The organism is Streptomyces sp. NPDC093018 (assembly GCF_040684035.1).
Classification (GTDB): Bacteria; Actinomycetota; Actinomycetes; order Streptomycetales; family Streptomycetaceae; genus Streptomyces; species Streptomyces murinus.
This window is the reverse complement of the sequence record NZ_JBFBFF010000014.1, coordinates 23,591-45,617: the sequence shown is the minus strand read 5'-3', so window position 1 is coordinate 45,617 and position 22,027 is coordinate 23,591. Positions and strand designations below refer to the sequence as shown.

General features: G+C 71.3%; 20 protein-coding genes. 14 read left to right on the top strand and 6 right to left on the bottom strand.

Annotation, left to right across the window (positions count from 1 at the left end; translation table 11 throughout):
• Position 1: 1 nt before the first annotated feature.
• Positions 2-535 carry a DUF6879 family protein gene (locus AB0N90_RS27100; RefSeq protein WP_365200956.1) on the bottom strand — a complete coding sequence of 178 codons (534 nt, stop codon included), beginning with the start codon at positions 533-535 and terminating at the stop codon, positions 2-4.
• Positions 536-1,333: 798 nt separating this feature from the next.
• Between AB0N90_RS27100 and AB0N90_RS27095 the strand changes: the two genes are divergently transcribed.
• Positions 1,334-2,584 (top strand): helix-turn-helix transcriptional regulator, encoded by a 1,251-nt coding sequence (locus AB0N90_RS27095; protein ID WP_365200954.1) that lies wholly within the window; start codon positions 1,334-1,336, stop codon positions 2,582-2,584.
• A 14-nt stretch (positions 2,585-2,598) separates the two neighbouring features.
• Positions 2,599-2,964 carry a hypothetical protein gene (locus AB0N90_RS27090; RefSeq protein WP_365200953.1) on the top strand — a complete coding sequence of 122 codons (366 nt, stop codon included), beginning with the start codon at positions 2,599-2,601 and terminating at the stop codon, positions 2,962-2,964.
• 72 nt (positions 2,965-3,036) lie between these two features.
• Here AB0N90_RS27090 and AB0N90_RS27085 read toward each other — a convergent pair whose 3' ends face one another.
• Positions 3,037-4,557: an AMP-binding protein gene (locus tag AB0N90_RS27085; RefSeq protein WP_365200951.1), complete on the bottom strand. Its 1,521-nt coding sequence runs from the start codon at positions 4,555-4,557 to the stop codon at positions 3,037-3,039.
• A gap of 112 nt (positions 4,558-4,669) precedes the next feature.
• Here AB0N90_RS27085 and AB0N90_RS27080 point away from each other — a divergent pair, with 112 nt between their 5' ends.
• From AB0N90_RS27080 to AB0N90_RS27060, 5 genes are all read left to right on the top strand, one after another.
• Complete coding sequence (locus AB0N90_RS27080; RefSeq protein WP_365200949.1) at positions 4,670-5,866, top strand: amidohydrolase family protein; 1,197 nt, start codon at positions 4,670-4,672, stop codon at positions 5,864-5,866.
• Positions 5,866-6,999 (top strand): acyl-CoA dehydrogenase family protein, encoded by a 1,134-nt coding sequence (locus AB0N90_RS27075; protein WP_365200946.1) that lies wholly within the window; start codon positions 5,866-5,868, stop codon positions 6,997-6,999. Before AB0N90_RS27080 ends, AB0N90_RS27075 begins: the two co-directional genes overlap by 1 nt.
• A gap of 2 nt (positions 7,000-7,001) precedes the next feature.
• Complete coding sequence (locus tag AB0N90_RS27070) at positions 7,002-7,898, top strand: acyl-CoA dehydrogenase family protein (protein ID WP_365200943.1); 897 nt, start codon at positions 7,002-7,004, stop codon at positions 7,896-7,898.
• 388 nt (positions 7,899-8,286) lie between these two features.
• The gene (locus AB0N90_RS27065; protein ID WP_256640481.1) at positions 8,287-8,421 is read left to right on the top strand and encodes a hypothetical protein; all 135 of its coding nucleotides are present in this window, start codon (positions 8,287-8,289) and stop codon (positions 8,419-8,421) included.
• An 18-nt stretch (positions 8,422-8,439) separates the two neighbouring features.
• Complete coding sequence (locus tag AB0N90_RS27060) at positions 8,440-8,913, top strand: ATP-binding protein (RefSeq protein WP_361674489.1); 474 nt, start codon at positions 8,440-8,442, stop codon at positions 8,911-8,913.
• Positions 8,914-9,195: 282 nt separating this feature from the next.
• On the opposite strand, the gene AB0N90_RS27055 is transcribed toward AB0N90_RS27060, so the two are convergent.
• Entirely contained in the window at positions 9,196-10,122 is a 927-nt protein-coding gene (locus AB0N90_RS27055; RefSeq protein WP_365200941.1) for a cyclase family protein, read from the bottom strand.
• A gap of 86 nt (positions 10,123-10,208) precedes the next feature.
• On the opposite strand from AB0N90_RS27055, the gene AB0N90_RS27050 reads away from it, so the two are divergent.
• From AB0N90_RS27050 to AB0N90_RS27025, 6 genes are all read left to right on the top strand, one after another.
• Positions 10,209-11,123 carry an SDR family NAD(P)-dependent oxidoreductase gene (locus AB0N90_RS27050; protein WP_365200939.1) on the top strand — a complete coding sequence of 305 codons (915 nt, stop codon included), beginning with the start codon at positions 10,209-10,211 and terminating at the stop codon, positions 11,121-11,123.
• Between the two features lie 113 nt (positions 11,124-11,236).
• The gene (locus tag AB0N90_RS27045) at positions 11,237-12,379 is read left to right on the top strand and encodes an acyl-CoA dehydrogenase family protein (protein WP_365200937.1); all 1,143 of its coding nucleotides are present in this window, start codon (positions 11,237-11,239) and stop codon (positions 12,377-12,379) included.
• On the top strand, positions 12,379-13,431 hold the full coding sequence (locus AB0N90_RS27040) for a Zn-dependent alcohol dehydrogenase (protein WP_365200935.1): 1,053 nt from the start codon (positions 12,379-12,381) through the stop codon (positions 13,429-13,431). The genes AB0N90_RS27045 and AB0N90_RS27040 overlap by 1 nt, the downstream gene beginning before the upstream one ends.
• A gap of 244 nt (positions 13,432-13,675) precedes the next feature.
• A complete protein-coding gene (locus AB0N90_RS27035; protein ID WP_365200933.1) occupies positions 13,676-13,807 on the top strand; it encodes a hypothetical protein in 132 nt (43 codons plus the stop codon).
• A 103-nt stretch (positions 13,808-13,910) separates the two neighbouring features.
• Complete coding sequence (locus tag AB0N90_RS27030) at positions 13,911-15,755, top strand: ABC transporter ATP-binding protein (protein WP_365200931.1); 1,845 nt, start codon at positions 13,911-13,913, stop codon at positions 15,753-15,755.
• A 214-nt stretch (positions 15,756-15,969) separates the two neighbouring features.
• Complete coding sequence (locus AB0N90_RS27025) at positions 15,970-18,180, top strand: glycosyltransferase family 39 protein (RefSeq protein ID WP_365200929.1); 2,211 nt, start codon at positions 15,970-15,972, stop codon at positions 18,178-18,180.
• Between the two features lie 10 nt (positions 18,181-18,190).
• On the opposite strand, the gene AB0N90_RS27020 is transcribed toward AB0N90_RS27025, so the two are convergent.
• Positions 18,191-19,240 (bottom strand): helix-turn-helix domain-containing protein, encoded by a 1,050-nt coding sequence (locus AB0N90_RS27020; RefSeq protein WP_365200926.1) that lies wholly within the window; start codon positions 19,238-19,240, stop codon positions 18,191-18,193.
• Positions 19,241-19,311: 71 nt separating this feature from the next.
• Between AB0N90_RS27020 and AB0N90_RS27015 the strand changes: the two genes are divergently transcribed.
• Positions 19,312-20,631 (top strand): MFS transporter, encoded by a 1,320-nt coding sequence (locus tag AB0N90_RS27015; RefSeq protein WP_365200923.1) that lies wholly within the window; start codon positions 19,312-19,314, stop codon positions 20,629-20,631.
• A gap of 2 nt (positions 20,632-20,633) precedes the next feature.
• Here the strand turns inward: AB0N90_RS27015 and AB0N90_RS27010 are convergent, their stop codons facing one another.
• Together AB0N90_RS27010 and AB0N90_RS27005 are read right to left on the bottom strand one after the other, a co-directional pair.
• Positions 20,634-21,230 carry a flavin reductase family protein gene (locus tag AB0N90_RS27010; RefSeq protein ID WP_365200920.1) on the bottom strand — a complete coding sequence of 199 codons (597 nt, stop codon included), beginning with the start codon at positions 21,228-21,230 and terminating at the stop codon, positions 20,634-20,636.
• Positions 21,231-21,281: 51 nt separating this feature from the next.
• A complete protein-coding gene (locus AB0N90_RS27005) occupies positions 21,282-22,013 on the bottom strand; it encodes a DUF6348 family protein (RefSeq protein WP_365200918.1) in 732 nt (243 codons plus the stop codon).
• Positions 22,014-22,027: the final 14 nt, after the last annotated feature.

The window sequence follows — 22,027 nt, the reverse complement described above, 5'->3', positions numbered from 1 at the left end:
GTCAGCGGATCTCATAGATCTCGTGGGGGACGGCGCGTTCCCAGACTGCCTCGAAGGCGTCCGAACACTGCTTGACGATGCCCGGCTCGGTACGCAACTCCGTGGCCGGGTCCGCCCATTCGCCGATGCCGGTGAAGTGATTGAAGAGGACCTTCACCCCGTCGAAGATCCACAGATCCGCACCCGGCAGCATCAGGTCGACGGCCCGGCTCCGGGGCAGCCACCGCACCTGCTCGCCGGCCGCGATGTTGACGGCCGTAGCCGCGTGCTCGTAGCGGATGTAGTCGGTGACCGGCTCGGAGACGACACGGGCACGCCGTACGACGACCCCTCGGGCGATCGCACCGGAGATCAGATCCACCCAGGGCGCCCAGTACTCCGAGGCGGGGTCAAGGTCCCTGTGGCCCGTGTCGAGCCACGCGTTGAAGTCGTCGGCCTCGTCTCCGACCGCGTACTGGTCGCGCATTTCGAGGTGGACGGCGGAGTGCTGGGCGGCCGTCATCAGTTCGTCGAAGCTAGGCATGTTCTGCGGCATCGTGGGCCTTTCGGTGTCGTCACCAAGTGGGCTGGACAAGCTTCTTGTCGGAGCAGAGGGGCCCTCAGGCAGTGCCGATCTGTGCGCGGTGAAACCTTCCCAGGTGTGCCACGCGCAATGGCCGATGAACAGGCAGCATGCCTCCGCATCGGGCGCCGGACCGGCTACCGGGCAGTCAGTCAACTCCACCAGTTCTACGTCGGTACTTCCACGCCAGCGGACCCAGAGTGCGGTGAGGCGCGTCAAGTCGTCCAGGAGACCGAAGTGTTCGTCGTCGCCGTGTGCGGAGAGCTGACACTGCACCGCGCCGTCGACGCATCCTGAGGGCGCCAGCTCCCGCGCCGCTCGCAACAGACCCAGGGGGAGCCGACGCCAGTGCCCGCAGCGCACTACGACTCCACTTGAGGAGAGGAGCCGATGCGCCTAGAGCGGACCGTGCAGCGCGGGCACCTGCACGGTGGGAAGCCGCCGGGGTTGTCGAGGATCACCAGGTTCTCGTCCTCCCGGACCTCCATCAACCGGCCCCAGGTCCGCCCCGAGTCACGAGAGACCCTGAGCGTCATGCGGACGCGCTGCTCGGCATCCGGGTCCTCCGTCCGCGCCTCGCCGTTCCGCTCGTGCGCCGAAGCCTTGCCTCTCGTGGACATGACTGAACTCCCTCGTGGATCCCATTGCCCGTCCGGGGCAACTCAAGGAAATCGCCGAGAGTCGGCGGTCACCACGGCATCGTTGCGGCAGTCTGGACGCAGAACCGTGCACGGGTGCCCTGGGGGCCGGATCCGCGGGAAGGTAGGCGCCATGGGACTGGCAGAGCGACGCAGAGTCCTGGGCTACAGTCAGGAGAAATTGGCCCAGTTACTTGGTGTGGACCGTACAACGGTCGGACGCTGGGAATGCGGCAAAGTCGCTCCCCAACCGCCCCAGCGACGCGGTCTGGCAACCGCCCTCGAAATCAGCCTTCAAGAGCTGGACCTCCTTCTGACGCCGCCACGAGCAGTGGTCGAGGAGACCGCCGGGCATCAGTCCAGTGACCCCCTCAGCGCGGGAGACGACGAGATGATCCGCCGTGAATTTCTCCGCATACTGACGGTCAGCGGGGCCTTCACCGCCCTGTCGGCCGAGGACGCCGAAGGGCTCGCAGAGGGCATGAGCCCGGGCGTGCCCGCCGATTTCGCGCGCATGAACGGGCACCTCTGGCAGGTCTACCGACTGGCACGTTCCAAGAGTGCTGTCTATCCCGTCGTCCGGGACCAGCTGACCACTCTGAACGACGCACTGGCGAGCAACCGTGGCAGCCCACGGCCTCTCCTGAGCGCGGCGGCCGATCTCTTTCAGCTGGCCGGCGAGGTGGCGTTCGACGGCAATCGGTATGCCGCTGCGGCTGCCTCGTACTCGCTCGCCGCGTCGGTCAGCAAGGACGCCGGGGCATACGACCTCTGGGCCTGCGCGCTCGTCCGGCACGCCTACGTAGATATGTCCGAGCAGCGCTATCGTCACGCCGCGCAGATGCTCGGTGCGGCCGAGCGGTTGGCCGGCCGAGGAGACAGCTGCCTCTCGACTCGGTACTGGGTCGCTTCCGTCCAGGCCGAGGCATACGCCGGCCTCGGTGACCTGGAGGCGTGCGAGCGCGCCATGGACCGGGCGGAAGCCGTTCGCGATCTCACCTCGGACAGCGTCGACTGCGGATGGCTCCGGTTCGACGGCGCGCGGCTGGCCGAGGAGAGGGGGTCACGCTATGTACGGCTCGGCCGCCTCGACCTGGCGGAGAAGGCCCTGAAGGATGCGTTGGGGCAGACAGCGCTGGCGTCCGGACAGTCGTACCGGCGACGTGGAGCGGTGCTCACCGACCTGGCTGTCGTCGGAGTTCGGCGGCGTGACATCGACCAGGTCGTGGAGCACGCGAGAGAGGCCATCGAACTGGCCCGATCCTCCGGGTCCGGGTACACCGCCCGTAGACTCCAAGCCCTGTGCGACGAGTTCGGTACCTTGAGCCGCGACCACCGCGTGGCAGAGCTGGAAGCCGAGATCGCCGCTCTGTGCGCGCCGTGACGAAAGGGGTAGGCATGTCGAATAGCGAGGGTGCACGACTGTTCCGGGAAGCCTGGATCGCTGGAGTTCGACGGCACTTTCCCGGGGAGCCGAAGGCCGGGTACGTCACGCCGTGGGAGGACACCCCGCAGTGGGAGCGGGAGGCCGCGGGGGCGGTCTACGCGCAGGTCCGGCACTTTGTCGAGGTCAGCGGTGGGAGCACGGGCCGGCTGTCGCGCGAGCAGAAGAGCCGGTTCGTGGCGACGTGCTGGACGGCCCAGATGTTCAAGCACTTCGAGGACCCGAAGCCGGGGTATGTCGCCGACTGGCCCGAGCTGCCCGGCTGGCAGCAGGAGACCGACGCGGATGTGTTTGAAGCCATCGAGAAGTCGGTGATGTGACCGCCGAGCGCTCTTCGGTCGAAGACCCCCTGGTGGCCTTGACCCGGAGCTGCCGCAGATCGGCACCCTGACTTACGACGGTCCGAACCGTTCGCGCAGCTTGTACTTGAGTACCTTCCGCAACGTCTCGTTACGTGGCAACTCCGCCACCACCTCCAGCCGTTCGGGAAGCTTGTGCGTGGCCAAGCCGCGCGTGCGGAGGAACGACACGACCTCCGGCAAGGTCAACTCCGCCGAGCCCGAACGCCGCTCCACCACCGCGCACACCAACTCCCCCCGCTCCGCGTCCGGCAGACCTATCACCGCCACATCCCCCACTCCCGGATGCCCGTGCAGCAGGTCCTCGATCTCCTGCGCGGAGATGTTCTCGCCCTTGCGGATGATCACGTCCTTGGCGCGGCCGGTGAGGATGAGGTGGCCGGTGGGGGTGAGGTGGCCGAGGTCGCCGGTGGGGAGGTAGCCGTCGGGGGTGAAGGGTGGGGCGGAGGCGCCGAGGTAGCCGTGGCAGACGGCCTCGCCGCGCAGGTGGATCTCGCCGTTCACGATGCGGATGTCCATGCCCGCGGGTGGGCGGCCCTCCGTCATGGCGAGGTTGGCGGGGGTGTCCGTCGGGTCGCCCATGGTGATCATCGGGGCCTCGGTCATGCCGTAGCCGTGGGTGAGCTGGACGCTCAGTTCGCGGACCACCTGGTGGTACAGCTCGGGAGGCTTGGGGGCGCCGCCGCCCGCCAGGAGGCGCAGGGTGGGGATCAGCCGGGTGCCGGGCCGCTTGCGTTGTTCCGTGAGGAAGAGGGAGTAGAAGGCCGTTGAGCCGCCGGCCACCGTCACGCCGTGGCGGCGGTACTCCGGCAGGGAGTCCGGGAGCGCGAAGTGTTCCAGGAGCAGCGCCGGGACGCCGTACAGCAGCAGCATCACCAGGTAGTCCGCGCCGCCCACGTGTGCGTAGGGGAAGGCGATCGAGCCGACGTCGTCCGGGCGCAGCCGCAGCGCGTGGGCCAGGCAGGAGCCCGCGGCGATCAGGGAGCGGTCGGAGTGCAGGACGCCCTTGGGGGTGGAGGTGGTGCCCGAGGTCCAGTAGATCCAGCGGACCGGAGTGCCGGAGGGGGGTGGGGAGGGGAGGGTGGAAGGGTCGCCGGTGGGGAGGGTGTCGTAGGCCTCGAAGACGCCCCGGGCGCCGACGCGTCGGGCCAGCGCCGGGTGGTCGTGGCCGCGCCACACCCCCGGGATCGCGAAGAAAGAAGCCGCCGACTCGCGGAGTGCGAAGGCCACTTCACGGTCCCGGTAGAAGGGGATCAGGGGGGACTGGACGGCGCCGAGGCGGGCCAGTGCCAGGGACAGTACGGCTGTTTCGATGCGGGTCGGCAGCTGCCAGGCCACCACCGTGCCGGGGCGCACCCCCATGTCGTACAGGCCCGCCGCCACCCGCTCCGCCCGCGCGCACAGTTCGCCGAAGGTCAGCGAGCGGGACGACTGGAGGAAGACCGGGCGGTCGGGGGTGAGGGCGGCTCGGCGGGCGGCCAGTTCCCACAGGGTGCGGGCACAACCCAGCGACTGTGCGGTCTCGTTCGCGGGTGCCAAGGGGGACGGGTTCATGTTCGCCACCTGCCTTTTGCCGCCTCGTAGAGACATTACTGACGGATCGTCAGGTCTGTGGCATGCTAACTGACGCGCCATCAGATATGACCCGGTCCGGCGGAGGGGAACCATGGCGAGCGAACTGCCCCGCATCATCAGCGTCGACGACCACGTGATCGAGCCCGCCCATCTCTTCGAGACCTGGCTGCCGGCGAGGTACCGGGAGCGGGGGCCGCAGCCGCTCACCGCCGGGATCGGTGAACTCGCCTATGTGGGCGGGAAGTACCAGATCTCCATGGATCCCGAGGGGCCCGCGACGGACTGGTGGATCTATGAGGATCTGAAGTTCCCGTACAAGCGCAACATCGCCGCCGTCGGCTTCGACCGCGACGAGATGACCCTGGAGGGGATCACCCGGGAGCAGATGCGGCGGGGATGCTGGGATCCCAAGGCACGCCTTGAGGACATGGATCTCAACCATGTGGAGGGGAGCCTGTGCTTCCCCACCTTCCCCCGCTTCTGCGGGCAGACCTTCGCCGAGGCGCACGACAAGGAGGTCGCCCTCGCCTGTGTGCGCGCCTACAACGACTGGATGGTGGAGGAGTGGTGCGGGGACAGCGGGGGGCGGCTCATCCCGCTGTGCCTGATCCCCTTGTGGGATGTGGAGTTGGCGGTGGCGGAGGTACGGCGGAATGCCGCGCGCGGGGTGCGGGCCGTCACCTTCTCCGAGATCCCGACGTACCTCGGGCTGCCGTCCATCCACACCGGCTACTGGGACCCGTTCTTCGCCGTCTGCCAGGACACCGGCACGGTCGTCAACATGCACATCGGCAGCAGCTCCCAGATGCCCGCCGCCTCCCCGGACGCCCCGCCCGCCGTGCAGGCCTCCCTCAGCTTCAACAACGCGATGGCCTCGATGATGGACTACCTCTTCAGCGGGGTCCTGGTGCGCTTCCCGAAGCTCAAACTCGCCTACTCTGAAGGGCAGATGGGGTGGGTGCCGTACGCCCTGGAGCGTGCGGACGACGTGTGGGCCGAGCACCGGGCCTGGGGCGGGGTGCGCGATCTGGTGCCCGAGCCCCCGTCGACGTACTACTACCGCCAGATCTACTGCTGCTTCTTCCGCGACAAGCACGGCGTCGCCTCGCTCGATGTCGTCGGCCGTGACAACGCCACCTTCGAGACCGACTATCCGCACGTCGACTCGACCTTCCCGCACACCGAGGAGGTCGCCCTCGACCATGTGCGGGGCCTGGACGAGGAGACCGTGTACAAGCTGATGCGCGGCAACGCCATCCGCATGCTCGGCCTCGACCTGGACCGGTGATGGACCTCTGCGACACCCCAAAGGAGGCGGAGTTCCGGGCGCGGCTGCGGGAGTGGCTCCACGCGGTACTGCCCGGGCTGCCACCCAAGCCGGACCCCGCCGACTGGCCGGGGCGACGGGCCTACGACCTCGGCTGGCAGCGGAGGCTGTACGACGCCGGGTACGCCGATGTCCACTGGGACGCCTCCCCGGCGCTGCGGATGATCTATCTGGAGGAGTCCGAGAAGGCGGGCGCGCCCTATGTCGGGGCGAACTTCGTCGGGCTGCTGCACGCCGGTCCGACCATCGCCGCCGAGGGCACCGACGCCCAGCGGGCCCGCTGGCTGCCGCCGATCCTGCGCGGCGAGGAGGTGTGGTGCCAGGGGTTCAGCGAGCCGGACGCCGGCTCCGACCTCGCGGCGCTGCGCACCCGCGCCCACCGGGACGGCGACGACTACGTGGTCACCGGCAGCAAGATCTGGACCTCGCACGCGGAGGTCGCCGACTGGTGCGAACTCCTCGTCCGCACCGACCCGGACGCGCCCCGCCACCGGGGCATCACCTGGCTCGCGCTGCCGATGGACGCCGAGGGGGTCACCGTACGGCCGCTGCGCACACTCGCCGGGTCCACCGAGTTCGCCGAGGTGTTCCTGGACGAGGTACGGGTACCGGCCGCCAACCGGGTCGGCGCCGAGAACGACGGCTGGCGCGTCACCATGGTCACCCTCTCCTTCGAGCGCGGCACCGCCTTCGTGGGGGAGGTCGTCGCCTGCCGCCGGGTCCTGCGCCAACTGGCCGGTACGGCAAAGGAGAACGGGCGTTGGGACGACCCCGCGCTGCGTCGCCGACTCGGCCGCCTCGACGCCGAGTTCCGCGCGCTGTGGCGGCTGACCCAGTGGAACGTCAGCGAGGCGGCGGCCGGTGGGGGAGTGCCGGGGGTCGGCGGGTCCGTCTTCAAGCTGCGGTACTCGGGGGCTCGTCAGGAGCTGTACGACACCGCCGCCGACGTCCTCGGCCCGGACGCCCTCGACCTGGACCGGCCGTGGGTGCTCGACCGGCTGTCCTCGCTGTCGTACACGATCGCGGCCGGCACCTCGCAGATCCAGCGCAACATCGTGGCCGAGCGGATGCTGGGGCTGCCGAGGGGGAGATGAGGGTGCGGTTCCAACTGAGCGAGGATCAGGGGGAGTTGAAGAAGGGGGTACGGGGGCTGCTGGAGCGGCGGTTTCCCCGGGAGGCGCTGCGCGCGGCCGTCGACGCCCCCGGGCGGCTCGACCGGGAGCTGTGGCGGGCGCTCGGGGCGGCCGGGTTCTTCGCGCTCACGCTGCCGGAGGCGGCGGGCGGGGTGGGGCTCGGGCGCCCCGAGGCCGTGCTCGCCTTCGAGGAGGCCGGGCGGGCGCTGCTGCCGGGCCCGCTGGTGGCCACGCACCTCGCGGCCGGTGCCGTGGCGGGCGCGGCGGACGGGCGGACGGTCGTGGCCGCCGTCGACGGGGAACTGGTGGAGTGGCTGGACGCGGCCGATGTCGTACAGGGGGACGCCACCGGAGCCGTACCGCTGCGGTCGGTCGATCCGCTGACCCCCCTGCACCGGGTCCCGCGCGCGGCCGCCGCCGATCCGTTCGCCGCCGGTCCCCTCGTCGCCGATCCCCTCGCCGTTCTCCTCACCGCGGCCGAACAACTGGGCAGTGCCGTACGGCTGAGCGAACTGGCGGCGCAACACGCCCGGACCCGGGAGCAGTTCGGGCGGCCGATCGGGGCGTTCCAGGCCGTCCAGCATCTGTGCGCGGACCTCCTGGTGCGCGCCGAGACCGCGCGGGCCGCCGTCTACGCGGCCGCCGTCACCGGCGATCCGGGCGACATCGCGGCCGCCCGGCTGCTCGCCGACGAGGCCGCCGTGCGCGGTGCCCGCGACTGCCTCCAGGTGCACGGCGGCATGGGCTTCACCTGGGAGGCGGACGTGCATCTGCATCTGAAACGGGCGTGGGTGCGTGCGCAGCGCAAGGGTGGAATTACGGAGAGTGAGGAATTGCTCGCCGCGGGGTTGGTCGACTGAGCGCTGCTGCCCTGCGCCGGGGGCAAAGCCATGGCCCAAGATGTCGCTGATCGTGGCGTACTGGAATCACAGAGCGTTGATACCTGGTTGTGTCCTTCGCGGGGGCTCGTCACGGCCCGGAGTCGAGGGGTGCTCCGGTACCTTGTGTGGGATGCGAGTGGCTGCGAACGCGGGCGATGCCGGCGGTGCCCCTGGGGCGGCGCCGGGACACGCGGTGCGCGCCGCTGCTCGCCGGGCGGACCGGGGCGAGGCCCCCGGCTGTTCGACTCCCCGGCGCAAGCGTCGCACAGTATGCCCTACGCGTACTCCTTCGCGAGGGAATATGCCCGAAGCGCTTGTTGGGGTGACTGTACGTCAACCATGCTGTGAGGCAAGGAGATCACGTTCCGTGACCCTTGCTCTGGCTGTTGTCCAGGCCATGCAGGAAATGGCTACGATCGTGGCCCTCGTGATCGTCGTCACGGCTCGCGCCGGGGCGGTTCGGTGGCGCGGGGTCGCGGTCTCGCCGGTTCGGATGGTGTGAGCGGTGCAGGTGCTTCAAGTGCAGCTGGAGATCCGGCCCGACCCCGCGGAGGTGGGGCGTGCCAGGAAGTGGGCCCGCTCGCGGCTCGACGGGCTGGGCATAGCGGCCGACGAGCCGGTGGCCGAGACGCTGGTCCTGCTCGTCTCCGAGCTGGTGACCAATGCCGTGGTGCACACCGGCCGTCCGGCGGTCCTGAGACTCTCCCTGCCGGGCACCCAGGCCCCCACCGCGCCCTCACCCACGGTGCGCGTGGAGGTCACCGACACCTGCTCCCGGGCCCCGGTGCCGCGCTGCGTCGGCGGTGACGCCACCGGCGGCCGGGGCCTCGCGCTCGTGGACTGCCTCGCCGACCGCTGGGGCTGGAGCCGCGAGGGCGGCGGCAAGAGCATCTGGTGCGAGGTGGACGGCGGCGCGCGCCACGAGGGGAGCGCGGCGGTGGCGTACGGCGGCGGCCCGTCCGCGTACGAGGATTTCGCCTTCGAGGCGGTGTAGCCCCGGGGCGTCGCGGTGCGCCGGGGGATGCCTCCGTGCGCGGGCGTCGTGAACCGGCCGCATGTCCTGAATTGCCGCCCCGGCATTGACGATCCGTGCTCGGCTGAACACGCTGGTGTGCGTCGATTCGCCGTGAGGGGACGGCGAGGGCCGGGCGGCGGCCAGGGGTCCTCGCCGAGAGCGGGTCGCACCGGAGGGCGGCGCGGGCGTGCGGCGCAGGGGGGGCGACCGCGCCGCCAACCGACCCACCGGCACCGCGCGTTGCTCGGCACGCGCCGATCCTCAGAGGAGCGCCACCGGTGCCACCGGCGATCCCGTCGCGCCGACGAACGGTTCCGGCGTCGCCGACAGCAGGAACGCGTACCGCCCGCTTTCTCCACAGGCTGTGGACAACTCTTCCAGGTTCCAGTTCTGGCCCTGGAGCATCCCCATCTCCACCAGGTGCAGCGCGTGCACCGGCAGCCATAGATTGTCGATCTCGGGCGGAAAGATCTCAAATGTGAGCGTGTCGTTGGCGACGGCGGCGACATCGCGGGCGTGGAACCACTCCGGCGTACGGATCGAAAGACCGGGGGACGGATAGCCGTACCCGTGCCGGTCGCCGCCGAGATACACCCGCAGCTGGCCGGTGCGCACCAGCACGATGTCGCCGGCGCGCACCCGCACCCCGCCGAACTCCTCTGCCCGAGCCAGCTCCTCGGGCGTGACCGCGTGCCCCCCGGCCAGCCGCGGCATGCCCAGCGCGCCCGCCACATCCAGCAGCACCCCGCGCGAGACGACCGGCCGCACCTTGTCGATCCCCGAGAACTCGGCGCCGCCGTGCGCGGTCACGGTGGCCGCGGGGCGGCCGTTGTAGAGCCGCCCGCCGTGCGAGACATGGGGCAGCGCGTCCCAGTGCGTGCCCGCCTGGAGGCCCAGGGTCACCACATCGTCGCTGCACGCCACCGTGCCGGGCCCGAACAGCTCCTGGTTGAGCTGCGTCATCGCGTGCAGCGGGTCCACCCGGCCCGGGATCACGCCCGTCTGCACGCCGTCGTGGGTGAGGGGCAGTGCGAGCGGGATACGACGGCCCGTGCGCACCTCGGCGACGGCGGCGCGCACCACCTCGTCGGTGATCAGGTTGAGCGTGCCGATCTCGTCCGCGGCGCCCCAGCGACCCCAGTTGTTCACGCGCTCGGCGATCTCGTGGAACTCCTGCGGCAGTGTCATCCGGTGCCTCCCCGGGGCTTGTGTCCGCGCGTGAGCCGCGCCATAGAATCTAACGGACCGTCAGAAACCGCGGGAAGGGGCCGGGCGTGGGGAACTTCTTGGCAGGCAAGGTCATCGCCGTCACGGGCGCGGGGCGGGGGATCGGACGGGCGGTCGCACTCGCGGCGGCGAGAGAGGGGGCGCGGGTCGTCGTCAACGACTACGGCGTCGCCACGGACGGCACCGCGCCCGGCAGCGAGGTCGCCGAGGCCGTCGTGAAGGAGATCGAGGCGGCGGGCGGGGAGGCGGTCGCGGTCGCCGACGACATCTCCACGATGGCGGGCGGACAACGGGTCGTGGACACGGCGGTGGGCGCGTTCGGACGGCTCGACGGGGTGGTGTGCGTCGCCGGGATCCTGCGCGAGCGGATGCTGTTCAACATGACCGAGGAGGAGTGGGACCCGGTCATCGCGACCCATCTCAAGGGCACGTTCACCGTCTTCCGGGCGGCCGCCGCGGTGATGCGGCGCCAGCGGTCCGGGACGCTGATCGGATTCACCAGCGGGAACCACCAGGGCTCCGTGTCCCAGGCCAACTACAGCGCGGCCAAGGGCGGGATCATCTCGCTGGTCCGCAGCGCGGCGCTGGGGCTGCACAAGTACGGGGTGACGGCGAACGCGGTGGCACCGGTGGCGCGGACGCGGATGTCGGCCAACGTGCCCATGGAGCTGGCCGGGATGGGGTCGGCGGAGGATGTGGCGGCGCTGGTGGTGTACCTGCTCTCGGACCGGGCGGCGGAGGAGGGGATCACCGGGCAGGTGTACTCGGTGGCGGGGGCGAAGATCGCGGTGTGGGCCCAGCCGTGCGAGCTGCGCTCGGCTTATGCCTCCGGCGGCTGGACGCCGGAGACGATCGCGGAGTTCTTGCCGGGGGCGGTGGGGGTGGATCCGATGCCGATGCTGTCCCAGCTCTCGGCGATGGAGGAGGCGGCGCGGAGTGGGACTCGGCCGAACGCCCAGTAGCTCGGGGAGTGGCGGAGCGCCGGCGAGTGCGGGTGCGTTGTGGCTTGTCGCGCGGTTCCCCGCGCCCCTGGAGGGGCGCTGCCGATACCACGGGCTGGATGGAGGCGGGGAGTATGGATTTCGGGTTCAGTGACGAGGATGAGGCCTTTCGAGGTGAGGTGAGGGCGTGGCTTGCGACTCACGTCAATCAGGATGTCGACCGAAGGGATTGGGAGCGGACCCTCGGTAAAGACGGCTGGATCGGGCTCGGTTGGGCGGAAGGCGGGTACGGGAACCGGACCGGGTCGCTCACCGAACAGGTCGTCTGGGCCGAGGAGTACGCCCGTTCCGGTGCGCCGGCCAGGGCGGGGCACATCGGGGAGAACCTGTTCGCGCCCACGCTGATCGGATACGGGACCGAGGAGCAGAAGCGGCGCTTCCTGCCGCCCGTCGCGGCCGGGGAAGAGCTCTGGTGTCAGGGGTACAGCGAGCCCGGTGCCGGGTCCGATCTCGCGGCGGTGCGGACGAAGGCCGTACGCGAAGGGGACCACCACCGGGTCACCGGGCAGAAGATCTGGACCTCCCTCGCCCGGGAGGCCGACTGGTGCTTCGTGCTGGCGCGCACCGAGGAGGGGTCGCGGCGGCATCACGGGCTGAGCTTCCTGCTCGTGCCGATGGACCAGCCGGGCCGCATCGAGGTGCGGCCGATCCGGCAGCTGACCGGGACCAGTGACTTCAACGAGGTGTTCTTCGACGGCGCCAGGGCGGAGCACGTCGTCGGCGCGGAGGGCGACGGGTGGCGCGTGGCGATGAGCCTGCTCGGCTTCGAGCGGGGGGTGTCCACGCTGGCCCAACAGATCGGGTTCGCGGAGGAGTTGCGAAGGGTCGTGGCGACGGCCGTACGCGAAGGTGCCGTGCGCGACCCCCTGATCCGGGACCGGCTCGTGCGGCAGTGGGCCGAGCTGCGCACCATGCGCTGGCACGCCCTGCGCACCCTGGGCGGGGCGGACGAGCCCGCCGCGCCCAGCGTCGCCAAGCTGCTGTGGGCCAACTGGCACCAGAGGCTGGGCGAGTTGGCCGTACAGGTGCGGGGCGCGCGGGCGGCGGCGGGGCCGGGGGAGTGGTCGGCGGAGGAGCCGTACCGGATCGACGCGGACCAGCATCTGTTCCTCTTCTCCCGGGCCGACACCATCTACGGCGGCTCGGACCAGATCCAGCGCACGATCATCGCCGAGCGCGTGCTCGGCCTGCCCAGGGAGCCGAAGGGGGTCCGGTGATGCGGGGTGTGGTGTTCGACGGCCGGCAGGTGCGGGTCGTGGACGATCTGGCGGTACGGGCGCCGGGTCCTGGCGAGGTACTGGTCGCGATCGCGGCGGCGGGGCTGTGCCACAGCGATCTGTCGGTGGTGGACGGCACCATCCCGTTCCCGGTCCCGGTGGTGCTCGGGCACGAGGGCGCCGGGGTGGTGGAGGCGGTCGGCGCCGGGGTCACCCATGTCGCGCCCGGCGACCATGTGGCCCTGTCCACGCTCGCCAGCTGCGGCACCTGCCCGGAGTGCGACCGGGGCCGCCCGACGATGTGCCGGCAGGCGATCGGGCGTCCTGAGCGGCCCTTCACCCTGGCGGGGGCGGAGCCCGTCCACCAGTTCGCCGCCAGCTCCGCCTTCGCGGAACGCACCGTCGTCCGGGCCGTCCAGGCGGTCCGCATACCCCGCGACATCCCCCTGGAGTCCGCCGCGCTGATCGGCTGCGGGGTGCTCACCGGGGTGGGCGCCGTACTGAACCGGGCCCGGGTGCGATGCGGGGAGCGCGTCGTCGTCATCGGCACCGGCGGCATCGGCCTGAACGTGCTCCAGGGGGCGCGGCTCGCGGGCGCCTCCCGGATCGTGGCCGTGGACGCCAACCCGGCGAAGGCGGCGATCGCCCGGGAGTTCGGCGCCACCGACTTCCTGACCTCGACGGACGCGGTACGGGAACTGCTGCCGACGGGGGCCGACCATGTCTTCGAGTGCGTCGGCCGGGTGGAGCTGATCCGGCAGGCCGTCGAACTGCTCGACCGGCACGGCCAGGCGATCCTCCTCGGAGTGCCCCCGGCCGCCGCCGAGGCGTCCTTCCGCGTCTCCACCCTCTACCTGGACAAGTCGATCCTGGGCTGCCGCTACGGCTCCGCCCGCCCCCAGCACGACATCGCCCTGTACGCCGGCCTCTACCGCCAAGGCCGCCTGCTGCTCGACGAGTTGGTCTCGGCGGTCTATCCGGTGGAGGACTTCGAGAAGGCCCGCGCGGACGCGGAGGCGGGACGGGTGGCGCGGGCGGTGCTCACGTTCTGAACCCTCTGAGGACCGCTACTTGAGCGAACCAGAATTCCCTGATCGAACGCACTATCGCCATTAAGGGTCGTCGCTGAGGTTATTCTCAGGGTCACAGACAAGCGCACAGTTTCTCTCAGGGAGTCCACAGTCCGTCTTTGCCGTTTTTGCCGTTCCGAGCTCCGGGGAGCGTGTAGTTTCTTTGGTGTCGGGTCCGGACGCGGAATACGACAGCACAGCAAAAGCGCAACGCAAGGAGCCGGAAATGAGCTTCAAGAAGATTGCCCCGCTGCCCAGCAAGCACAAGGCGAAGCACTTCCCGCCGCTGCCGCAGCCGAAGCCCAGGAAGCACGCGCCGAAGCCGCTTCCCAAGCCGCTGCCCGGCCACAACCGGTGATCAGAAGCTGATCCGAGAGGGGTTCGGCGGTGCACCGCCGGACCCCTCTTTCTGTCTTTCCGCGGCGATCGGAAGGTGATTCTGGTGATGGCCGGTGATTTTGGTGTCTGACGACGGCGATGAATTCGAGTACGAGACGCCTGCCATTTCCGCCCGGACGGCTTTCCGGCGTTTCTGGCCGCTGACAAAAGGGCTCAGGAAATGGCTGCTCATCGTCTGGGGGTGCGCGGTGCTCGCCGCGCTCGCCGAGACCGAGGCCATCCTGTTGTTCGGCGACCTGACCGACCATGCCCTCCAGAAGGGCTCGCTCGCCGCGTTCTGGAGCCCGGCCGGTAAGTGGCTGGCGATCGCGGTCGCCGGTGCGCTCGTGGCGTACGCGGGCAACTCGCTGGCCGCCTGGGTCACCGAGCGGTTCGTGATGCGGCTGCGTGCCCACGTCTTCGACCATGTCCAGCAGCTGCCCCCGCATTTCTTCGCCCGCCACCGCCAAGGGGATCTGCTCTCCCGGCTGACCAGCGATGTCGAGGCCATCGAGACGATGGTGATCTCCGGCCTGGTGGGCGCCGCGTCGGCCGCGTTCTCCGCACTCTTCTACGCCGCCGCCGCGTTCTGGCTGCGCTGGGACCTGGCCGCCGCCACCTTCCTTCTCGCGCCCCTGTTCTGGCTGGCCGCCCGCCGCTTCGCCGGTTCCATCAAGGACGTCTCCCGCGCCGGCCGGGTCGCCGACGGCGCGATCACCTCCGTGGTCGAGGAGTCCCTCGGTACCATCGTGCTCACCCAGGCGTACGACCGGCGCGACGCCGAGCGCCGCCAGCTGCACCGTGAGGCGACCGCCTGGTTCCGTGCCTCCCTGCGTTCCACCCGCCTGAACGAGGCGTACGAGCAGCTCGTGCAGGTCATCGAGACGGTGTGCGTGCTCGCGGTGATCGGCATCGGCGCCTGGGAGATCTCCACCGGCCGGATGACCCTCGGCCAGCTCCTCGCCTTCGCCGCGTTCCTCGGCTATCTGTACCCGCCGGTGCGCGGCCTGGCCCAGCTCGGGCTCACGGTCACCTCCGCCACCGCGGGCGCCGAGCGGCTCATCGAGATCCTCGACGCCCGTCCCGCCGTGTCCGACCCGCCCCAGGACATCCGCACCGGCCGCCCGGACGGCACGATCGAGGCCCGCGACATCACCTTCCGCTACCCGGGCACCGGCGTGACCGCCCTTGAGAAGGTCTCCTTCACCGTCACCCCCGGCGAGCTGGTGATCATCACCGGTGCGAGCGGCGCGGGCAAGTCCACGCTCACCAAGCTCCTGCTCCGCTTCTACGACCCCGACGCCGGGCAACTGCTCCTGGACGGCGTGCCGTTGCGTGACTTCCCGCTCGCCCGGCTGCGCGAGTACATCACCCTGCTCCCGCAGGAGACCTTCGTCCTGCACGACACGGTCCGAGCCAACATCGCCTGCGGCCGCCCCGGCGCCAGCGATCAGGCGCTCGAAGAGGCCGCGCGGGCGGCAGACGCCCATGACTTCGTCCTGCGGCTCCCCGAGGGCTACGACACGAGGATCGACCCGAACTCGGCCCATCTGTCCGGCGGTCAGCTCCAGCGTCTGGCCCTCGCCCGTGCCATCCTGCGCGACGCTCCCGTCCTCGTCCTGGACGAGCCGACCACCGGCCTGGACGCGCTGGCCGCCCGCAGATTCGTCGAACCCCTGCGGCGCCTGATGGCCGGTCGCACCACCATCATGATCACCCACGACCTCAACCTCGCGCCCGACGCGGACCGTATCCTCGTCGTCGACCAAGGCCGGATCGCGGAGACCGGCCGCCATGAGGAACTGCTCGCCCGGGACGGGGCCTACGCACGGCTGCACCGCTCGCAGAACAACGCGGGGACGGACACCGGCGGGCCGTGGACACCCCCGCAGGCCCAGGTCCAGGTCCAGACCCAGGTGCAGGTGTAGGCCCCGGCGCCGCCCGGCCGCGGTTTCCACGCGCCCTCCGTGGGTGCCCCCTTCGGCGTGTGATCGGCTCCGCGAGCGGTCGTACGGCAATCCGTGTGATCGGGCGGTCAGCCGTACACCCAGGCTCCCGGCCCCGGCTCCCGATTCCCGACTCCACAGGCTGTGCCCAGATCGGGCACAGCCTCCGCCCACCTCTGTGGCACAGGATGCGGTGGTGACATCTGCCACCGATTCCCCCACACCCCTGTCGCCCGGCCGGACTCCTGCTCCCCCGCACGACGCGCCCCAGGAGGCGGCTCCGCGGTGGGCGCTTCCCGCGCTGGTCGCGATCCTCGTCGTAGCGGCGGCCCTGTACACCTGGAACCTCTCCGGCTCCAGCCTGAACAGCTTCTACAGCGCCGCCGTCTACTCCGGCACGCAGAGCTGGAAGGCCTGGTTCTTCGGCTCCCTGGACGCGGGCAACTTCATCACCGTCGACAAGCCGCCCTTCGCCCTGATGGTCATGGGCCTGTTCTGCCGGGTCCTCGGATTCGGCACGTGGCAGATGATGGTGCCGCAGGTCCTCGCCGCGCTCGGCACCATCTGGATCCTGCACACATCGGTGAAGCGCACCTTCGGTCACGCGGCGGCCACCATCGCCGCGCTCGTCCTGGCCCTCACCCCGATCACGGTCGCCATCAACCGGGACAACAACCCCGACACGCTCCTGGCGCTGCTGATGGTCGGCGGCGCGGCCCTCGGGCTGCGCGCCACCCGGGACGGCAGGCTGCTGCCGCTGCTCGGCTCGGCGGTGTGCTTCGGGCTCGCCTTCAACACCAAGATGCTCCAGGGCTGGATCGCCCTGCCCGCCGTCTTCGCCGTCTACTTGATCGCGTCCCGGCGCAGCCGGTGGACGAAGGCCGGGCACCTGGCCCTGGCCGCTGTGGTGCTGGCCGTCTCCAGCTTCTGGTGGGCCGTCGCCGTATCCCTGGTTCCCGCCGACGAGCGTCCCTATATCGGCGGCTCGACCGACGGCAGCGCCTGGAACCTGATCATGGGCTACAACGGCCTCGGCCGGATCTTCGGCGGCGACGGCAACGGTGGCGGCGGCGGTGCGGGCGGCGGCATGGGCGGTGGCTTCGCCGGTACCCCGGGGCTGGGCCGGCTGTTCAACGACGTGCTCGGCGGCCAGATCTCCTGGCTGATCCCGTTCGCCGCGATCTCCCTCGTCGCCGCGCTGGTCCTCCGCGGCCGGGCGCCGCGTACCGATCTCACCCGGGCCGGTCTGATCCTGTGGGGCGGCTGGTCGGTGCTGCACTACGTCACGTTCGCCACCGCCAAGGGCACGATGCACCCGTACTACACGACGGCGCTCGCACCGGGGCTCGCCGCGCTGACCGGCGCCGGTGGTGTGCTGCTGTGGCGGGCGCACCGCAGTGGTGGCGCCCGCTGGTCGTGGGTGCTGCCCGCCGGGATCGCGGTCACCGCGGCCTGGGCGATCGTGCTGCTGCGCCGGGCCGACGGCTGGAACAGCTGGCTGTGGCCGGTCATCGGCGTGGTGGCGGTGCTCGCGATCGCCGGCCTGTACGTCTTCCGATCCGGCGGCCGGGCGCGGTTGCTGGGCGCGTCGGTGGCGGCGGCGCTCGTGGCCGGTCTGGTGGGTCCCACCGCCTACGCGGTCTCGCCCGCGCTCAGTTCCTCGGGCGGCGCCATGGACGGTGTCAACCCGACGGCCGGCCCGTCCTCGGGTGGCTTCGGCTTCGGCGGCCGGGGCGGCATGCGCGGTGGCCCGGGCGGCGGCGCGGCCCAGGGCGGCGCCGGGTCCGGCAAGGCGGACGGCAACTTCCCGGGCGGCGGTGAGGCGCCCGGCGGGATGCCGAGTGGTGGGATGCCGAGCGGCGGAGGTATGCCTGGCGGTGGAGGGATGCCCGGTGGAGGGATGCCCGGCACCGGGAAGGCGCCCGGCGAGGGCCTGCCGAAGGGCGGCGAGCTGCCGGCCGGTGGGATGGGCGGTGGCTTCGGCGGTGGAGCCGACAGCGGACTGGTCTCGTACCTGGAGAAGCACCAGGACGGCGCCCGGTGGCTGATCGCCGTCTCCAACTCGCAGAGCGCCGGGCAGATGATCCTCAGCTCCCACAAGCCGGTCATCTCGATGTTCGGCTTCATGGGCACCGACAAGGCGATGACGCTGAGCAGGCTCAAGGAGCTGGTGCGGAAGGGCGAGCTGCACTACGTCCAGGTCGGCGGCATGGGCGGCATGGGCGCGATGGGCGGCGGCAGCGGCCTCAGCGGGCAGATCACCACGTGGGTGCAGAAGCACGGTACGAAGGTGAACGCCGACGAGTACAGCAAGAAGTCCTCGTCCGCGGCCAAGTCCGGGTCCACGTCCACGTCACAGCAGAACCAGTCCACCGTCTACCGGCTGGACCCCTCGGACGTCGGCTGAGCCGGCCGCCTCATGGCACGACATCGCAATGCACGTCGGCGAGCGCCCTGAACGTCCGCCGATACGCCGTCGGGGTCACGCCCAGTGCCTGCTGCATGTGCTGGCGCATCGACTGTGCCGTGCCGAAGCCTGACGTCCGGGCCACCTGGTCCATGGAGAGGTCGGTGGACTCCAGCAACTGGCGGGCCCGCTCGACCCGTTGGCGGCTGAGCCACTGGCCGGGGCTGACGCCGACCTCCTCGCGGAAGCGGCGGGTGAAGGTGCGTACCGACATGGCCTCCTGCTCGGCCAGGTCGCGCAGCTGGATCGGTTCGTGCAGCCGGGCCAGTGCCCAGGCGCGGGCGCCGGTGGTGGTGGCGAGCTGGGGGTCGGGCACCGGGCGCTCTATGTACTGGGCCTGGCCGCCGTCGCGATGCGGCGGGACGACCATCCGCCGGGCCACGTCGTTGGCGACGGCCGTGCCGAAGTCGCGGCGGACCATGTGCAGGCACAGATCGATCCCGGCGGCCACCCCGGCCGAGGTCAGCACGTCCCCGTCGTCGATGAACAGCACGTCCGCGTCCACCTCGATCCTCGGGAACAGCTGCTGGAAGTGGTCCGCCTCGGCCCAGTGGGTGGTCGCCGGGCGGCCGTCGAGATATCCGGCGGCGGCGAGGACGTACACCCCGGTGCAGATGGAGGCGAGCCGGGTGCCGGGCCGGATCCGGGCGAGCGCGGCGGCCAGCTCCTCGGTCAGCCGGCCCTCCTCGAAGACCGGGCCCAGCTCGTACGACGCCGGGACGATCACCGTGTCGGCGCGGGCCAGCGCCTCGGGGCCGTGCGGCACCTGGACGGCGAAGTCGGCGTCCGTCTCCACCGGGCCCGGGGGCCGTACCGAGCAGGTGAACACCTCGTACAGCGACCGCCCCAGGGCGTCCCGGGGGCGCCCGAAGATGCGGTGCGGGATGCCCAGTTCGAAGGGGAGCAGCCCGTCCAGGGCGAGGACGGCGACCCGGTGCGGCCGGAAGCCCTCGGTGGTGTGCGTGGCCGGATCGGCAGGCACGGCGCGATCGACGCTCATGGCCCGATCCTAGCGAATGCTGTCCTTCGGGCCACTCGATGCGCGGGAAGGAAATGCGGACGCTGTATGACGTGATTCAGACAAACCCCGCCGCCGTCCCCGCCCAGGCCGCACCCCCCGATCCGCGCCCGGCGCGCACCCGCCTGCACCGCGCCTGGTTCGTCGCGGCCGTCACCTTCGTCACGATCACCGGCGCGGCCGCCTTCCGCTCCCTGCCCAGTCTGCTGATCGACCCGCTGCACCAGGAGTTCGGCTGGTCGCACGGCACGATCGGCGCGGCCGTCTCCCTCAATCTCGCGCTCTACGGCGTGACCGCGCCGTTCGCCGCCGCGCTGATGGACCGCTTCGGCATCCGGCGGGTGGTCGCGGTGGCGCTGACCGTGATCGCGATCGGCTCCGGGCTGACCGTGTGGATGACGGCGGCCTGGCAGCTGTGGCTGTGCTGGGGGCTGCTCGTCGGGCTCGGCACCGGCTCGATGGCGCTGGCCTTCGCGGCGACGGTCACCAACCGCTGGTTCACCGCGCGCCGGGGCCTGGTCACCGGCATCCTGACCGCCGCGTCCGCCTCCGGCCAGCTGGTCTTCCTGCCGCTGCTGTCCTGGATGGTCGAGCACCACGGCTGGCGGCCCGCCGCCGTGACCGTCGCCCTCGCCGCGCTTGCCGTGGTGCCCTTCGTCTGGCTGCTGCTGCACGACCACCCGGCGGATGTCGGGCAGAACCCCTACGGGTCCGCGGAGTTCCTGCCGAAGCCGCCCCCGGCGACGGGCGCGGCCCGGCGCACCCTCAAGGTCCTGTCGGCCTCCGTGCGCACCGGCACCTTCTGGCTCCTCGCCGGTACCTTCGCGATCTGCGGCGCCTCCACCAACGGCCTGATCCAGACCCACTTCGTGCCCGCCGAGCACGACCACGGCATGCCGGTGACGACCGCGGCCTCGCTGCTCGCGGTGATCGGGGTGTTCGACGTCGTCGGCACCATCGCCTCCGGCTGGTTCACCGACCGCTTCGAACCGCGCCGCCTGCTGGCCGTCTACTACGCCCTGCGCGGCCTGTCCCTGGTCTTCCTGCCGATGCTGCTGGCCCCCTCGGTCCATCCGCCGATGCTGTTCTTCATCGTCTTCTACGGCCTCGACTGGGTGGCCACCGTCCCGCCCACCCTCGCCCTGTGCCGTGAGCAGTTCGGCGAGGACAGCGCGATCGTCTTCGGCTGGGTGCTGGCCTCCCACCAGATCGGCGCCGCGCTCGTGGCCTACCTCGGCGGCCTCGCCCGTGATGTCTTCGGCTCCTACGACCTCGTCTGGTACGCCTCGGGCACGCTGTGCGCGGCGGCGGCGCTGATGTCCCTGGTGATCCGCAGGGTCCGCCCGCCCGAGCCGGCCCTCGCCGCCGGCTGAGCCTAGGGGGCGAGACGCCCGAACCGGCCCCGGTGGAAGAGGAGCGGGGCCGGGGGGTCCTCGGTGGTGCCGAGGGCGTGGACCCGGCCGGTCACGATCAGATGGTCGCCGCCGGGGTGGACCGCGTGGACGGCGCAGTCGATCCAGGCGGTGGCGCCCAGGAGCCTGGGGGAGCCCGTGCGGGGCGCGGGGGTGTGCGGGACGCCCGCGAACTTGTCGGCGCCGCGCACCGCGAAGGCCCGGCACAGCTCGGCCTGGCCGGCGCCGAGGATGTTGACGCAGAAGACGCCGGCGCGGGCGATGCGGGGCCAGGTGGTGGACGTACGGGCCACCATGAAGCAGACCAGGGGCGGGTCGAGGGAGAGCGAGGAGAAGGACTGGCAGGCGAAACCGGCCGGGCCGCTCTCGCCCTCGGCGGCCGGTGCCGTGATGACCGTGACCCCGCTCGCGAAGGTGCCGAGGACGCGGCGGAACTCGCCCTGGTCCACCGGCGCCCGCTCGTCCGCCCGCACACAGCGCAGCTCCGGGCGCGGCAGCGGATCCACCGGGTTCAGGCCCAGATAGCGGACGGCTGCGGCTGCGGCTCCTGCGTGTCCCATCACCCCTCCATTGAAGCTGACGAGGCGTCAGGCGGGAAGGGGCGCGAAGGGTCAGGACGGGTGGACGAGGATCGCGTAGGTGCGCGCGTACGAGCCGCCGGAAGGCGGGCGCGGCCAGTCCGCGGTCAGCAGGGCCGCCGAAGCCGCTTCGCTGGTCAGGCCGTTGACCCGGACCTCGGCCGTGTCCTTGCCGTGGAAGGTGCCGAAGAAGAGCTTGATACCGACCAGCTCCTGGCGGGGCAGGCCGGCCGCGGTCAGGGCCGGGGCGATCAGCGGCAGGAGTGCCCGGTCGGCGGCCCACCGCTGGACCGAGCTGTGCTCGGGCCCGGCTCCCCAGCCGGTGATGCCGCCCTGGATCGCGTGCCGGCCGGGAAAGCCGTCCGGATCCCGCGCCGGGAAGTGCGCGCCGTGCCGCCCGCGTTGCTCCAGCGTCTCCAGTACGGCCGCGCCGGTGGTCGCCGCCCACATCTGCACGGCCCGTTCGAGTTTCGCCTCGGGCGTGGGCCCGAATCCGGAGACGCAGTCCGGCAGCGAGGTCCGCTCCGGGCGGTCGGTGTCCAGCACGAAGGTGAGGTCCACATGCCCCTCGGATCCCTCGTGGTCGTGCCCGAGTACGACGGCCACCCGGCCCGGCCCCCGCACCTGGTCCCCGGCGACCTCCCAGTCCGCCCCGCCGAGCGCGCCGAGCCGCTCCGCCACCAGCCTCAGCGCAGGCGACTCCTTCGGGCCGATCGGCTCGTTCGCGACCGGCCCGTCCTTCTTGCGCCAAGGTCCCCATCCCATGGCGCGACACCATA